The organism is Achromobacter sp. RTa, from assembly GCF_000757485.1.
Classification (GTDB): Bacteria; Pseudomonadota; Gammaproteobacteria; order Burkholderiales; family Burkholderiaceae_B; genus Achromobacter.
Genome location: NZ_JPYO01000042.1, coordinates 626,459 through 641,625 on the forward strand (window position 1 = coordinate 626,459; position 15,167 = coordinate 641,625).

Sequence of the window (15,167 nt, forward strand, 5' to 3'; positions counted from 1 at the left end):
CCGCATTCCTCCGATCCGATCGGGAGCCCAGGGGTTGGATGTCGTTCCCCTTTGCGCTAGGGACGAACCGGCACGAAGGTGTCCAGCTTGGCGTTCAACTGGTCGATCCGGGCCGCCGAATCGGTATCGGTCTTCAGTTTCGCCTCTTCGCTCTTGAAATCGGTCTTGCCGAAGATGTCCTTATCGCGCACCCGGAAATACATAGATGTGCTGGCGAGCAGGTGGTCGGGCCAGCTGCTCAGCATGGCGTCGTGCACGAGAAAATCGAACAGCGCCATGACCTTGGGAGGCAGAGGATTCGTTCCCGTGCTCGCCTCGCGCCAGACCTCGAGCAAGCGCCGCTGCGTCGCGCGCTTGGCCTTCATGTCGGCGAAAGGATCTTTCGGCTTGTCCGCTTCCGTCAATTCGCCGCCGTGTCGCTTTATCATTTCGTTGCGCAGGTTCTGGGGGTGCCGGGGGTTATCGATGTCCAGCTCCCAGCTATCCATGACGCTCGCATGGCTGGGAAAGGCGCGCCGGTATTCTTCCTTGCGCCGCTCGGTCTCGGCATCCTGCCGTTCCGCCTTTTCGAGTTCACGGTATTCTTCTTCGAGGCGCTGCCATAGCGGCTTGAAGCGCTGCGGCGGCAGTTCGCCGCGGCTGGCGACCGCGCGGTTCCAGCGCTCTTCCCTTAGCGCCCTCAGTTCATCCAGCCGAGCCGTGTTCTCCGGTTTCTTCCTATCCTCCTCAGACATGGCCAGGACTCGGCGGTACTCTTCGTTGTAGGCCTGCTCGGGCGTGAAGAAGTCCCGATCCTGTATCCATTTTTCGGCCGGGTCCGACAATTCCGCCTTGAAGACCGGATCCTGGTAGCGCACCGCGAGCCAGCGCAGGAAGACCTCCATGTGCGGCATGAAGTCGACGCCAGGCTGGTACTTCACGACGCCGCGATAGGCCTCGACCAGATCGGTGATGTAATAGCTTTGCCCGCCGTCCTTGATCTGGGAGCCTAACGAAAACTTGTCGTAAGTCTGCGGGCGCTTGGAACGCAACTGCTCCATGCTGTAGATAGCCACACCATTCGACAGTGCGGCATTCAGCATGTCCCGTAGCGGCACTCGCGACAGTTCCGTGCGCGAGCCCAGCGAACCCTCGGGGCTGACCCCCATCACGTCGCCGCTGGATCCCGGGTAAAGGTATTGTTCCCCCCGGGTCTTCTCCAGGCTGTCCAGGCGCTGATTCGCACGCAGTTCGTGCGCGGCGGCGAAATGCATGCATTTCGCCACCGCGCCAGGCACGGTCAGCGTACGGTCCTTGTGCGTTTGCTTGATAAGGTCCGTAAATGGCAAGAACCCGAGGAAGGTGCTTTCGTCCATGATGGACGACACCGAATCCAGCAGGCCCAGGAAGCGTATCTGGATCTCGGCGCCGCGCGCGCCGTTCTGCCCCGGAAACACCAGGTCCTTGTCGTGGCGGCGGCGGTACTTCTTGACGACGTCGTTGACGAACTGACGGGCCATGACGCCGCCCCGGTCGCCGCCGAACACCGAGATTTCGATCCGCCGCACATTGTTCATATCGGCGCTTACCGCTTCGTGGGCCGCTTTGAGCTGGCGCAGCGCCGCGTCCACACGCTTGTCCACGCCCGTGCCCATCAGATAGGCCACGGTCTCGTTGTCGCGTATGATGGGAACGCCTTCCAGCGCGGTGGATTTGACGATTTCCTTGCCCGCCGTCCACGCGACCTTCAGCGGATTGTTCTTGAAGCCGCGCCAGAATCCCCGGACGGTTCCTTTTGCGCGGTTGGCCATGCGCTCCGGGTCCCACGCATTCCAGACCCGCACAACCTTGTCGGGCAGCGTCTTGACGTCTTTCACGACGTCCTTGTAGGCCTTTACCATAGGCTGGAATGAGCCTTCCTTGATCGCTTTCTGCACCGCGCCTTGCGCTCGTTTCAAGGCATCATGCTCAGGGATCTCATCGATCCGCGTAATATTCTTGGCCGCGTTTTTGGCGTTCTTGACCGTCTCGCTGAGTACCTTCTTGCCGGCTACCGTCGCGCCGTAGATGAAATCGTCTATCTTCGCGTCCTCGTTCAGATCCGTGCCCAGCCCCGAATAGTAGAAACGGAACCAATATTGATTCACTGGCCGGTCTTCATCCTCGTGCGCATAGTGCGCCTCCCAGAGCCGGCAGATATTCGAATAGAACGTGGGATGCTCGCTGTCCAAGTCCCGGTGACGGCCAAAGCCATCGAAGAAGAAACCGATGCGTATCACCGCGCCGCATTCGTTGCAGTCCTGCTTGGGATAAGCCGCCTCGTTCTCCGCCATCTTCTTGAGCACGGAGGCCGGCGTGCGATTTACCTGCGGCATTCCGTCGGGTGCCTTGTCAGCCATTCTTGTCTCCCGGAGCCGTGCCCGTCGCCTTCAGCCTGGCGATTTTCTCTTCGGGCATGGACTCCACCGCCTGCGCGAAATCTCCCGGTTGGCGGCCGGGCCTGGCCAGCACCGCCGCGATCTCCGGGTCGGCATCGAAATTCGATGCAACCGTGAAGTACAGGTACATGTACTGCCGCATGTCCTCTTTATCTTCAATGCGGTACTTGATCCAGGCCGTCTTGGCCACCTTGGCCAAGACACGCCTGACTTCGGAACTGTCTCGATAATCCTGTAGGACATCGCGATGCTGTAAATACAGCCAGCGGGTGGTATCGACGATGGGAATGCGAACCTGCCCGAGCAGCTTGCGGCTGAGCGCCATTTCCATGTGCTCATCCGGATAGATGTGCAGTTCGAGATACAGCGGCCCGTCTCCGGGCGGGATGGCCGAAGCAGGGAAGTGCACCGGCGTTTCCTTGTTGAAAACCACCTCGTCCAACGTGCCATCGTCCAAGTGCTTTATGGCTTCTTCCCCGTCCACGCCTCTCCATCGCACCTTGAAATCGGTGCCTTTCAGCTTGTAGCAGCAGGTGACCGAACCCTCCCCGCCACCCGCACCAATCGAGCCCGTTGCAGCAAAATTCCCCTCGGAGTCCGTGATCCGGATCCTATCCAGGTCCCAAGGCGTGTAGTTGTACGTGATGAAGGACAAGCCTCGATAGCTGGGCTCGCCATTGCAGCCCGCCAGCATTCCCAACCACAGCAACAAGACAATCAGACTTTTACGCATCGTTCTCCTCCGCCCGCGGCAGGCTGTCCCATACCGCGTCAGGCACATCCGCCAAGGCTTGCGACAGGCCCGGGCCCCGGCCCTTGAACGCGCGCAACGCCGGCTGAATAGCCTCGTGTTCATCGAAACGCGGGGAAATGGTGATTCCCCACGCCACATAATCCAGCATGTCGCGCTCGGTCTCCACGCCGTAGCCGCGCGCGCGCGCCATCTGCTCCAGAACGCGCTCGTACAGTTCGTCCTGCCGCAGGCCGCTGCCCAGCACTCCCAGATAGAGCCGGCGGATCTGCTGGGCCAGCTTGTCCGGATAATCAAGCTCCAATAGGGCGAGATGCTGTTCCAGCGTGAACGGATGCGGCCGCGGCAGGCCGGCAACGACCTGCCGCCCGGCGCCGCGCCCCTTCCATTGGGCAAGCTCCCCATCGCGGCGCAGGTAGCGCACCAGGTTCATGGGCGCCAGGAAGCGTTCGCGTTCGGCATCGCTCCAGACCTGGAACGCCCGGTCGAGGATGCGGCTGTCGTAGAAGTGCAGGTAGTATTCGCGGCCGTCCGGCAGGCCGTAATCGTTGAAATAGGCGCAATGCGCCATCAGTTCGGCCAGGGCCAAGGGCGACAGCAGGTAGGTCACCGCGAACTGTCCGCCATCCGTCTCGTGCAGCCTGCGCAGCATGCGCAGCAACTCGGAGGTATACGGCTCATCCGTGCCGCGCCGCAACTCGGCGCGCGCCAAGTCGTCGATCTCGATCAGCAAGGGTTCGATTTCACCGTAGACGGCCAGTTCGGTGCCCAGCCAGACCGAGCCGTAGCTGAGTTCGGCGCTGGCCCGGACAGGTTCGGCCAGTTCCGCGCGGCCGCGGAAATCAACCAGCAGGTAGGCATTCGCCGGCACGCCTGCTTCGGTGGAAAGGGTTTCCGCCTGCCGCAGCAGATCGCCAAGTAGGGCTTCCCAATGCTTCATCGCGCGCCCGGCCTCAAGCCTTGTCCGTGATGGACTGCACACCATCGTGCGCATCCAGCACGCATTGCTTGCAGACGGTGTATTGGGGGAAGGCGTAAGGCATGCGGTCCGGTCCCGAGAACTGCTTGTTCCCCGTCTTCACATCGATCCTGCCCGGCGCGGTCACCGTGATGTTGCCGCCTTCGAGCACGATGCTGGCGCCCGCCGCCGTTGCGATGCGGATGCGTTTGGGCGCGGCGCATTCGACGGACGTCTGGGCGCTGCCTATCCTGATGTCCTTCTGCGCCTGCACGCGCAGGATGTCGTGCTGCGCCTGGACGTCCACATTGCCCTTGGCCGAGATCAGGTCCAATCCGGAGTCCGCCCCGCCCTGCTGCAGGCCGGCCACGATGCCCAGCCCCTGGCCGGTGTGCAGGCGCAGCGCGCCCATCACGGCCAGGTTCTGGTCCTTGCCCGAGGACCAGTGCACGGCTTCGCCGGCGGTGTATTGCATGTGCTGGCCCGCGATCTGCGCGAGGCCGGCGCGGGCGGCCATCAGCACCACCGGATCGGTGGGGTGCGGCACTTTTCCTTCTGCCGCCTGCGTGTGCTTGGCCGATGCGTCGCCGCGCGCGCTTTCCAGGCTGTCGCCGGCGACGGTGCCCGACACGGCGCGGTGCATGGCGGCCAGGGGGGCCTTGCCGCCATCCAGCGCGCTCGCTTCCGGCCCCCTGGTGCCCAGCGCGGTCGCCAGGCGCAGCCCCTCGTGCGCGCCGGCCACGCTGTCCAGCGACCGCGCCATCTGGTCCGTCTGGCCCGCCAGCGCCTGCAGGCCCGCGGCGTCACCCGCTCCGCTGGCGGGGCCGCCCGTGGAAACGTAGGTGCTGAGCAGCACGCCGGCGCCGCCGCGCACCGCGCCGTAGCCGTCGCTGCGCAGTTCCGCGCCCAGGCCGCGCAGGCCGCCGCGGTAGTTGCCGGCCTGGTGGATCAGGTGGCCCAGGTTCAGCTCGCTGGCCTCCTGGCTGCTCTTGATCTGCACGCGCAACTGGCCGTCGGTGTCGTCGAAGACGATCTGGTTGTAGCCGGACCCGCCGAATTCCTTGCTTTTGAAGCCACTCAGGGCAGCGGCGTTGCGATGGTTCGCGTCGCCCGCGCCGGCGCCGTGCCAGGCGGGCGCATTGCCGGACGCCAGGTTGGCTTGCGCGCTGGGTGTGGCGTCGCGCGCGGCGGCGTAGACCTGGGTGTCGGCCTGGCTGCCCTGGCGGCCGCCCGGCGTGGCGGGCGTGCCGCCTTCGCCGCGGCCGTTGTACAGCGCGCCCACCACGATGGGCTGATCCACGTCGTCGTCCAGGAACCGCACCAGCACTTCCTGCCCGATGCGCGGCACGAAGCTGATGCCCATGCCCGCGCCGGACTGGCGCTGCGCCACGCGCACCCAGCGGCTCTTGGCCTCGCCGTCCTTGGCGTCGCCCTGCCAATGGAACTTGATGCGCACGTCGCCGCGCTTGTTGCGCAGGATCTCGTCCTGCTCCTTGGCTTGCGCTCCGCCTTCGGCATCGGTCACCACCGCGGAGTGCACCCCGTGCACGGAAGGCGCGCCGCTCAGGCGCGCGCCGCGTTCCTGAGGCAGCTCGGGGCGCCAGGGCCGGTCGCAGCGCACGGCTTCGAAACGATTCGCGTAGCCGACCTCGCGCGCCTTGGCCAGGACCGCGGCATCCGCCGACGACGCCGTCGCGCCGGCTTGCGGCTCGCCTCCCGGAGGCGGCGGCGCGTCCTCGTCCAGCAGCAGGTGCGCGTCCAGCCCGCCCAGGCGTTGCGCCAGGGAGGCGCGCGTCTCGGGCGGCAGGTTGTTGATGCCCACGTGCTCGATGCGATCCAACGCGAATACCGGCTCGAAGCCGTCCTCGCCCGCCGGCCCCAGGGACGACATGGCTTGCAGCGTGAACCGCGTGCCCGAACGGAAGGTGCGCACGCCGCCGCGGCCGATGAAGGTCTCGGCGCGGGCGCGCACGGCCTCCATGGCCAGGGTGGCCTGGCGCCTGGCCTGGGCCTCGTCGGCAAAGCCGCCGTGCCCCACGGGCTCGTACCATTCCAGGCCCGCCGCGTCGTCCTCTCCGCTGGCGGGGTTGACCAGCGCCTCGGCCGCTACCGCCCGCTTGCCGCTGTCGTGCCAGCCCAGGACGGTGATGCGGTCGGGCACGCGGCGGCGCTGGCGCGCCAGCGCTTGCACGGTGTCGCGGGATTCCGTGGCGTCGGCGCGATGAAAGCGCACGCCGCCGCCGGCGGACTCCTCGTCCTCCTGCAGGCCGCGGCTGTCGGTGAAAATCAGCAGCGCGTGCCTGGCCGGCGCGTCTGCATCTTCCACCACGGTCCATCCCAGGCCCGCCTCGGCCAGCAGGCGGCTCAGGAATTCGTAATCGGTCTCGCGGTACTGCGTGACGTAGGGCCGCGGCGCCAGATCGGCCAGCGCCGGTTCCACGTCGGGCGCGATGCGGTAGGCATAGCCCTCGTATGCGTCCAGCACGTGGCGCACGATGTCCTGCACGGGCTTGGCTTCGAAAATGCGGCTGGTGCGGCGCTGCGTGGCCAGCCACAGCCATGGCGCGACCGTCAGTCGATAGCGCGCCAGGCCGGCGTCGCCGGACAGCAATTCCGCTTCGCGGACCAGGCCGCTGCGGCTGGCGCGGCTGCCGTCCGCGCGCGTGGTCCACAGGGTGAGCGGGCGGGCGATCATGTCGTTCAGGGACAGACCGGCGCTGTCGGCCAGCGCCACGATGCGCATCTGCGCCACGCCCGACAGCGCTTCGCGCCCGATCCAGCCTTCCACCTGCAAGGACGCGAGCGCGCCCTCGCCTTCCAGGCTGTAGAGGCGGGCATCGGAACTGAACAGGCCGGCGGTCGCGGTCGAATCCATTGCGGGTAAAAACCTTTTTTCTAGAGGCTCAGGGCTCGATGTTGGCCTGCGGATTGGGGCATTCGGGCGCGGTTCCCCAATGGCCGGCGCAGACTCGCAAGCGGCACTGCTCGCTTTCCAGGAACCCGAGCTTGCGGCATTGCTCCAGGCGAGTGGGCAAGGGCGAGCCCGGCAGTTCCCGGACGAAGACGCCATCGGTCTTGTACACCTTCGTGCCGGGCGGCGAAGCGGGAGGCAGCCCATAGGACATCAGCGCCGCAAGCAGCGCCGCGTCGGAATCATTGCGCGGCGCCTTGGCGCGCGGCGGCGCGGACGGCGCCGTTGCGGCGTGCGCGCCGCTCGCGGCATGCTCGGCGCGCCGCACCGTCGGTCCCGCGCCCTTGGACGCCTCTGGCGCGGACAAAGCGGCTTGCGGCGGCGCGGCCGTGACTGCGAGCGCCGAGAGCGGGTTCTGCGCCACGCGGGTGTCGTCCTCGTCGGGCCGCGTCAATTGCGCCAGCGGATGATCTTCGATGATGGCCGCGGAGGACGGCTGCGCGCCGGCCTCGCTAGCGGCGGCGGGCGTGGCGGCTGCCGCCGCGGGCGGCGGCGCGGCGGCCGGTGGAGATGCCGGCGGCGCATCGGATTTCGCCACCACGGGCAAGTCCGGCGCATCGAACACGGCGAGCAGACCCGCGCCCGCCGCGCCGATCAGCAACAGCAGCAGCAACAGCAACGGAGCCCGGGAACGGCGCTTCGGCGCCAGGTGCTTGACCTCGGCGTCGGGCACGCGGCCTTCGAGCGTTGCGAGAATGCGCGACGAGGCGCGTTCATTCGGAGACGGTGAACGTCCAGCCAGCAAACTAGGAGCGGAGGTCGGTGATCGCGATCTTTTTTCGTCTTCTGCCATGCGAGGTCCCGTGTTTGCAGGGAAGCGTGCGCGCCCCTGTAACCAAGGGGTTTGAGAATACCCGATGACATCAGCCCGATCACCATTTCTTGTTACGAGTTCTAAGCCACAGACGCGTTTTGCAACGTCCAAGCGCTTGCCTGAATCTCAAATAGAACAAAAGATTACGCCTTCGTAACCGAGGGACCTCATTGCTTCTCCTGCTGCCGCTATATTTCCTGCTCGCCATCGGCGTGTCCGCGCTGCTCGTCTTCCCGTCATTCCGGGAGGCCGCCGCGCGGGGCACGCGCGCGCTCGCACAGGGCGTGCGCCAGAGAATGGCGCGCGGCGCGGGCCACGCGGGAGAGGTGGTCGAAGGGTCCGCGCAGGCGGTCCGCGCGGGCTTCGGAAAGGCCGGTGGCGCATTCTCGGCCTACCGCTGGCATATCGCGATCGGCCTGCTGATCGTGTTGTTTCCGTCGCTTTTTGCTTTCGTCATGCGACACAATCACACATTTGTTTACGAGGATCGGACCGCCGGTCCGGACCCCCGCATCCAGGCCTTGCTGACCGGTGAAAGGCTGGTCCCGCCGCCTCCGCTTCCTCCCGAAGCCTTCACCACGCGCGAGGTGGAGCTGGTGCGCCCGAATCTGGGCGGCGCGAGCCGCGACTGGAATCTGCTGGACGCGGACTACCGCCAGCGCCTGCTGGCCGCGTACCGCGTCATGCGCGAGGAACATGGCTACGAAATGGTGCTGATCGAAGGCTACCGCAGCCCCGAGCGCCAGACGCAGCTGGCCGGCATGGGGTCGCACGTGACCAACGCCGGCGCCTACCAGAGCTACCACCAGTACGGACTGGCCGCCGACAGCGCCTTCCTGCGGGATGGAAAAGTGGTCGTGTCGGAAAAGGATCCCTGGGCCATGCGCGGCTACGAGCTCTTCGGCGAAACCGCCGAACGCGTCGGCCTGACCTGGGGCGGGCGCTGGAAGATGATGGACTTCGGCCACACCGAGCTGCGCCGCCCAGGCGTCATGCGGCGCGACGGAGCCGCGAAATGATCCCGACCGCCCTTGCCGCAAACCTGATAGATCGCCCATGAGCCGCATCCTTAAAACCGGCCTGCTGCTGGCCCTAGTCTTCGGCGTCGTCTGGCTGGCCGTCATCATCTGGTGGCAGGAGTCGCGCACGCTGCCTACGGGCACGGACATCGCCCTGTACCTGTTCGCGCTGCCGCTGGCGCTGATCGCCGCCGGCTGGGCCGGCGGCCGGATCATCCGCGCGCGCCGCGAGGCCAAGGCCGCGCCCGCGCCGGCCGCGCCAGCCGGCGAGGAGGAAGCCGCCCCGGCCGAGGACCTGGCGCGCATGGTCGTGCTGGCCAGCACGGCGCGCGCGGCCCTGGGCGACGATCCGGCCGCCATCCATGCCGCCCTATCCAAGCACCAGCGCCCCGCGCTGGACGCGTCGCTGAAGAACGCGCAAGGCTTTCCCATCTTCAGCGGCCGCGCCGAGCACCTGGACACGGTCGCGCTGCGCGAAGCCGCAAGCGCGGAAGCCGGCGGCGACGGCTCGCTGCCCGACGACTGCCTGCGTGCCGCCGCGCTGCTGTCCGAGGTCGTCGAAACTCTCTCGCAAGAAGCTCGCGCCCGCGTGCTGGACAAGGACGAACCTCGGCGCGACGAAGATTGGCCGCAGCTGCAGCTGGAGCTCTTGCTGCCGGCCGAATGGCCGCAGCGCGCGCGCATGCATGCCCAGGACCGGGCGCGCGACGCGGCCGTGTGGGTGCCGGGCCGCCTGGATGTCCGCGTCCACAACGCTCCTGGAGCGCTCGCCAGCGATACGCTGCTGCGCCAGCTGGCGCAGGAACCCTTGAACGAGACGAGCGCCACGCTGCGCCTGGTGGCCGCGGCGGATTCCTATATCGATGCCGGCCTGGTGCAGGATTGGGATGCGGAAGGCAAGCTGGTCAGCACCGCCAACCCCCAGGGCCGCGTGCCGGGCGAGGCCGCCGCCGGCCTGCTCCTGGACCTGGCGCTGGGCGTCCCGGACGCCGCCCAGCCGGACGAGCCGCCCGTCAACGCCGTCGCGCTGACCCTGTCGCCGACCGCGCGCCGCGCCACCGAAGCGGACGCGCGCGGCGCCGCCGGCGAACCGATGCTGGCCGAACTGACGACGCGCCTCCTGGAACAACTGGGGCAGCGCCCGGACGCCATCCGCGCGGTGGTCAGCGACGCCGACCACCGCGGCAGCCGCCCGCTGGAAACCGCGGGCCTGGCAAGCGCGGTATTCCCCGCGCTGGATCCGAACCAGGACTGTCTGTCCGTAGGCTCCGCCTGCGGTTACACGGGCGCGGCGTCGCACCTGCTGACGTTGGCGATCGCCGGCGAAACCTGCGCGCAAACGGACGCGCCAGTGCTCGCCGTCATGACCCAGGACCCCGCGTTGCGGACGCTGGCGCTGGTGTCCCGCCCCATCCGCCCCTCTGCCTGAACCACAAGAAAACCGTAAAAAACCATGCGTAGCCCCTCAGGTTTCTTTTCCAGCATATCCAGCGCGATGAGCGAAGGCCGACATTGGACGTCGCGCGTGCTGGCCAATCCGCGCACCTTCATGGTGATTGGCGTGATCGCCTTGCTGGTGTTCCTATTCCTGTTCGCCGGCACCGTGGAAATCGGCCTGGCCTGGGCGGGCATCGCCTTCGGCGTGTGCCTGCTGCTGTGGCTATGCGTCTACCTGTGGCGCCGGCGGCGCACGCGGCGCGCCAACAAGAACCTGGGCGACATGCTGGAACAGCAGGTGCAGACGGGCGCCGCCGCCAACCGCAACGACGTGGAGGCGTTGCGCTCGCGCCTGACCCAGGCGGTGCGCACCATCAAGACCTCGAAGATCGGGCAGGCCTCCGGCAACGAAGCGCTGTACGAGCTGCCCTGGTACATCGTGATCGGCAATCCGGCGGCGGGCAAGAGCAGCGCGGTCATCAATTCCGGCCTGCAGTTCCCCTTCGCCGATAAGAATGGCGCGGCGGTGCGCGGAGTCGGCGGCACGCGCAACTGCGACTGGTTCTTCACCACGGAAGGCATCCTGCTGGACACGGCCGGACGCTACTCGGTGCACGAGGAAGACCGCAACGAATGGATGGGCTTCCTGGATCTGCTCAAGCGCCATCGCCCCAAGGCGCCCATCAACGGCATCATCGTGGCCGCCAGCATCGAGGAACTGACGGGCGCGGGCCCCGAATTCGCGATCAACCTGGCCAAGAACCTGCGCCAGCGCGTGCAGGAACTGACCGACCGGCTTGAAGTGTTCGCGCCGGTCTACATCATCTTCACCAAGGCCGACCTGATCTCCGGCTTCAGCGAGTTCTTCTCCGACAGCGACCAGCGCGAACGCGACCGCGTGTGGGGCGCCACCCTGCCCTACGGCGCGGAAGAAAACCGCGACGTGCTGGCGCAGTTCGATGAGCGCTTCGACGAACTGTACGAAGGCCTGAAGGAAATGGGCACTGCGCAGATATCGCTGCGCGCCAACCGCGAGCTGCCTCCCGGCCTCCTGACCTTCCCGCTGGAGTTCGCCGGCATCAAGCCCGCGCTGCGCACGTTCCTGTCCACGCTTTTCGAGACCAATCCCTTCCAGTACAAGCCGATGTTCCGCGGCTTCTACTTCACCAGCGCCCTGCAGGAAGGCGTATCGCAAAGCTCGTCCACCGAACGCCTGGCCGAACGCTTCGACCTGCGCCCCGCGCGGCGCGCGCTGTCGCGCAACGTGTCCTCGCACAACGGCTTCTTCCTGCGCGACCTGTTTTCCAGCGTGATCTTCGCCGACAAGAAACTGGTGCGCCAGCATGCCAGCCCGGCCAAGACCCGCATGCGCTATCTGACCTTCTTCGGCCTGGTGCTGGCGCTGGGCCTGGTGCTGGGCGGCTGGAGCTGGTCGTACCTGGGCAACCGCCAATTGGCGCAGAATGTGCAGGCCGACCTGGACAAGGTGGTGCGCCTGCAAAGCGAGCGCACCGATCTGCAAAGCCGCCTGGAAGCGATGGAGATCCTGCAGGACCGCATCGAGCAGCTGGACCGCTACTCGTCCAGCCGGCCGTGGTCGCTGGGCCTGGGGCTGTACCAGGGCGACGTGCTGAAAGACCGTCTGCTGGCCGAGTACTACAACGGCGTGCGCCAGTTCATGCTGGCGCCCGTGAAGACCAGCCTGGAGGATTTCCTGGCGAAGGTGGACACTTCGGCCGCCGCCGCCACGGGAGGCGCGCCGCAGCCGGCGCCGCAGCAAGCCCGCGCCGCGCACGCCGCGGGCGGCGACACGCTGTTCCAGGACGCCTCGCCCACCAACGCCGACGACGCCTACAACGCGCTCAAGACGTATCTGATGATGGCCAATCACCAGCACGTCGACCCCACTCACCTGTCCGACCAGATCACCCGCTTCTGGCGCGGCTGGCTGGAAACCAACCGCGGCGCGATGCCGCGCGACCAGCTGATCCGCAGCGCCGAGCGCCTGATCTCGTTCTACGTCAGCCGCGCGCCGGATGCCGGCTGGCCGCAGATCGACACCAACCTGGCCCTGGTCGAGAAAACCCGGGGCAGCCTGCGGGCGGTGATGCAGGGCATGCCGGCCCGCGAGCGCGCCTACGCCACGCTCAAGGCCCGCGCCGCCACTCGCTTCCAGACCATGACGGTGGCGCGCATCGTCGGCGAGAACGACGCCGGCGTGGTGGCAGGCAGCTACGCCATCCCGGGCACCTTCACCCGCGAGGCCTGGGAGCAGTACGTCCAGCCCGCCATCAGCGAGGCCGCCAAGAAGGAAGTCCAGACCAGCGACTGGGTGCTGGGCGTGAACGCCCGCGACGACCTGACGCTGGAGGGCAGCCCGGAGCAGATCCAGAAGAGCCTGGCGACGATGTACAAGACGGAGTACGCCGAGGAATGGCAGAAGTTCCTGCGCGGCGTCACGATCAAGCCGTTCTCCAGCTTCGAGCAGTCGGTCGGCGCGATGAACCGCCTGGGCGATCCGCAGACTTCGCCCATCGCGAAGCTCATCAACACCACGTACGAGCAGACGTCCTGGGACAACCCCTCGCTGATCAACGCCGGGCTGCAGCAGGCGCAAAGCGGCGTGGTCGGCTGGTTCAAGCGCGTGATCCTGCGCCAGACGCCGCCGTCGCCCACCGCGCCGGCCACCGCCGCCAACGGCGAAGCGATACCCATGGGCCCGGTCGGCCGCGAGTTTTCCGACGTGGCGCGCCTGGTCGTCACGCGCGACAACCAGTCGCTGCTGGGCAACTACATGGGCGCCCTCTCGAAGATCCGCACCCGCTTCAACCTGCTGAACAACCAGGGCGATCCGGGCCCCGGCGCGCTTACGCTGATGCGGCAGACGCTGGAAGGCAAGGATTCCGAGCTGGCCGAGGCGCTGAAGCTGGTGGACGAACAGATGCTGGCCGGCATGAGCGCGACGCAGCGCGAAACGCTGCGCCCGCTGCTGGTGCGTCCGCTGATCCAGGCGTACTCCGTGACCATGCAGCCCGCCGAAGCCGAGCTCAACAAGGTCTGGAACGCGCAGGTCTACCAGCCGTTCAACCAGACCCTGGCCGAGAAGTATCCGTTCGCCAGCCGCGCCAGCGTGGAGGCCAGCAGCGACGAGATCGGCCAGGTCTTCGGCCCGCAAGGCAGCATCGCGCGCTACGTCAACGAGACGCTGGGCCCGCTGACCGTGCGCCGCGGCGACATCCTGACAGCGCGCACCTGGGGCGACATGGGCGTGAGCCTGCAGCCGACCTTCACGGCCAATTTCGCGCAATGGGTGGCGCCACTGTCCGGCGGCGCCGCGGGCGCCGGCGCAGCCAGCCAGCCACAGACGCTGTTCCAGATCCAGCCCAAGCCCGCCGGCGGCGTGACCGAATACACCATCGAAATCGACGGCCAGCAGCTGCGCTACCGCAACACCCCGCCGCAATGGGTCAATTTCGTCTGGCCCAACGCGCAGGGCGCGCCGGGCGCGCGCATCACCGCCACCACCTTCGACGGCAGCGTGGTCGAGATCGTCAACGAGCCCGGCCGCTTCGGCCTGGAGCGCCTGATCTCCACCGCCCAGCGCACGGCGAATCCGGACGGCAGCTTCAACATGAGCTGGGGCAAATCCAATGTGACGGTGCCGGTGAAGCTGCGCATCATCAGCAACGCCCAGGCGCCCGGCGCCGGCGGCAGCGAGCCCGGCGGCAGTCAGGGCTTGCGCAACCTGCGCCTGCCCTCCTCCGTGGTCGGCTCCTCCCCTGAATCCTCCGCCCAGACGCAATCCGGAGCGCCGAAATGAGCAACACGCAGTCCCCCCTGTTCCGCACGGCCTACTTCGGCAAGATTCCCAGCCGCGGCGATTTCGTGAAGAACACGTCGCATCCGCAGCTCATGGCCACGCTGGACGCCTGGGTCGCCGACACCATGGAGATCCTGGCCCAGGAACCGCACTGGAAGGCGCTCTACGACGAAGCCGAGCCGATGCCCTTCGCCATCCTGGGATCGCGCGGCAAGCTGGCCATCGCGGGGCACCTGCAGCCCAGCCAGGACCAGTCCGGCCGGCGCTTCCCGTTCCTGTCCGCCACCTCCCTGGAAGTGCAGCGCCCGCTGGAATTCATCGCGCGCAGCCCCATGGCCTTCAGCCGGCTCTGGAACCGCATGGGCGCCGCAGCGGCCATGCTGGCGACCGACAGCGACCCGGCCGCGGCCCTGCAGACCCTGAACGAACTGGAGGGCGAGATCCGCACCGCCGCCGACGACGGCTTCGACGCCTTCGTGGACCTGCAGACCGTGGAGCGCCTGGAAGCGATGCTGCGCGGCAACGGCCATGCGGCAAGCGTGCACGACATCATCCTGGCGCTGGGCATCCTGCTGGAGCCCGTGATGTCCAGCGGCTCATCGCAGTTGGACAAGGGGCTGTCGCTGCCGCTGCCCGACGATCCCCTCTACATCAATCTGGTGGCGGCCTACTGGATGGCGCTGATCGCCCCGTTCCTGTCGCGGGCGGACTTCGAGATCACGATTTTCATCGGCCGCATCGGCGGCAAGCACCGGTTGGCGGTGGGGTTCCGCGGCGCCTCGCCGCAAACCCTGGCCAGCCTGCTTTCCACGCCCCAGGTCTACGCCGAACAGCACATCGTGCTGGAAGACGCGCCCTGGGTGCGCAACCACGTATCGGCCAGCCACGGGCTGGCCAAGCTTTCCAGCTATCTGGACCAACCGCGGCTGTCCCTGCGCATCGCGCTGGACACGTTCCGCGAAGTCTTCACCGGAGCCTGA

9 protein-coding genes are annotated in these 15,167 nt (G+C 67.3%); 4 read left to right on the forward strand and 5 right to left on the reverse strand.

The features are described from left to right. Positions 1–56 precede the first annotated feature (56 nt). From JL37_RS20485 to JL37_RS20505, 5 genes are read right to left on the reverse strand one after another with little or no spacing between them, the layout of a single operon-like run. Positions 57–2,378 (reverse strand): DUF2235 domain-containing protein, encoded by a 2,322-nt coding sequence (locus JL37_RS20485; protein ID WP_043546387.1) that lies wholly within the window; start codon positions 2,376–2,378, stop codon positions 57–59. Then, entirely contained in the window at positions 2,371–3,150 is a 780-nt protein-coding gene (locus JL37_RS20490) for a DUF3304 domain-containing protein (protein WP_043546388.1), read from the reverse strand. The genes JL37_RS20485 and JL37_RS20490 overlap by 8 nt, the downstream gene beginning before the upstream one ends. Beyond that, positions 3,143–4,108: a DUF4123 domain-containing protein gene (locus tag JL37_RS20495; RefSeq protein ID WP_043546389.1), complete on the reverse strand. Its 966-nt coding sequence runs from the start codon at positions 4,106–4,108 to the stop codon at positions 3,143–3,145. The genes JL37_RS20490 and JL37_RS20495 overlap by 8 nt, the downstream gene beginning before the upstream one ends. 13 nt (positions 4,109–4,121) lie before the next feature. Next, on the reverse strand, positions 4,122–7,001 hold the full coding sequence (locus JL37_RS20500; RefSeq protein ID WP_043546390.1) for a type VI secretion system Vgr family protein: 2,880 nt from the start codon (positions 6,999–7,001) through the stop codon (positions 4,122–4,124). A gap of 28 nt (positions 7,002–7,029) precedes the next feature. Further along, entirely contained in the window at positions 7,030–7,770 is a 741-nt protein-coding gene (locus JL37_RS20505; RefSeq protein ID WP_043546391.1) for a hypothetical protein, read from the reverse strand. A gap of 311 nt (positions 7,771–8,081) precedes the next feature. On the opposite strand from JL37_RS20505, the gene JL37_RS20510 reads away from it, so the two are divergent. The 4 genes from JL37_RS20510 (at position 8,082) to tagF (ending at position 15,167) form a co-directional block, all read left to right on the forward strand. Then, complete coding sequence (locus JL37_RS20510; protein ID WP_043546392.1) at positions 8,082–8,930, forward strand: M15 family metallopeptidase; 849 nt, start codon at positions 8,082–8,084, stop codon at positions 8,928–8,930. 37 nt (positions 8,931–8,967) lie between these two features. Beyond that, positions 8,968–10,359 (forward strand): hypothetical protein, encoded by a 1,392-nt coding sequence (locus tag JL37_RS20515; RefSeq protein WP_043546394.1) that lies wholly within the window; start codon positions 8,968–8,970, stop codon positions 10,357–10,359. A 66-nt stretch (positions 10,360–10,425) separates the two neighbouring features. After that, positions 10,426–14,187: a type VI secretion system membrane subunit TssM gene (tssM, locus tag JL37_RS20520; protein WP_052097445.1), complete on the forward strand. Its 3,762-nt coding sequence runs from the start codon at positions 10,426–10,428 to the stop codon at positions 14,185–14,187. Next, positions 14,184–15,167 carry a type VI secretion system-associated protein TagF gene (gene tagF / locus JL37_RS20525; RefSeq protein ID WP_043546396.1) on the forward strand — a complete coding sequence of 328 codons (984 nt, stop codon included), beginning with the start codon at positions 14,184–14,186 and terminating at the stop codon, positions 15,165–15,167. The genes tssM and tagF overlap by 4 nt, the downstream gene beginning before the upstream one ends.

Excerpts from the sequence above, each read along its gene's own strand:
- tssM (WP_052097445.1), top strand. The coding sequence starts at position 10,426 with ATGAGCGAAGGCCGACATTGGACGTCGCGCGTGCTGGCCAATCCGCGC.
- tagF (WP_043546396.1), top strand. The coding sequence starts at position 14,184 with ATGAGCAACACGCAGTCCCCCCTGTTCCGCACGGCCTACTTCGGCAAG.
- JL37_RS20490 (WP_043546388.1), bottom strand. The coding sequence starts at position 3,150 with ATGCGTAAAAGTCTGATTGTCTTGTTGCTGTGGTTGGGAATGCTGGCG.
- JL37_RS20500 (WP_043546390.1), bottom strand. The coding sequence starts at position 7,001 with ATGGATTCGACCGCGACCGCCGGCCTGTTCAGTTCCGATGCCCGCCTC.
- JL37_RS20495 (WP_043546389.1), bottom strand. The coding sequence starts at position 4,108 with ATGAAGCATTGGGAAGCCCTACTTGGCGATCTGCTGCGGCAGGCGGAA.
- JL37_RS20515 (WP_043546394.1), top strand. The coding sequence starts at position 8,968 with ATGAGCCGCATCCTTAAAACCGGCCTGCTGCTGGCCCTAGTCTTCGGC.
- JL37_RS20485 (WP_043546387.1), bottom strand. The coding sequence starts at position 2,378 with ATGGCTGACAAGGCACCCGACGGAATGCCGCAGGTAAATCGCACGCCG.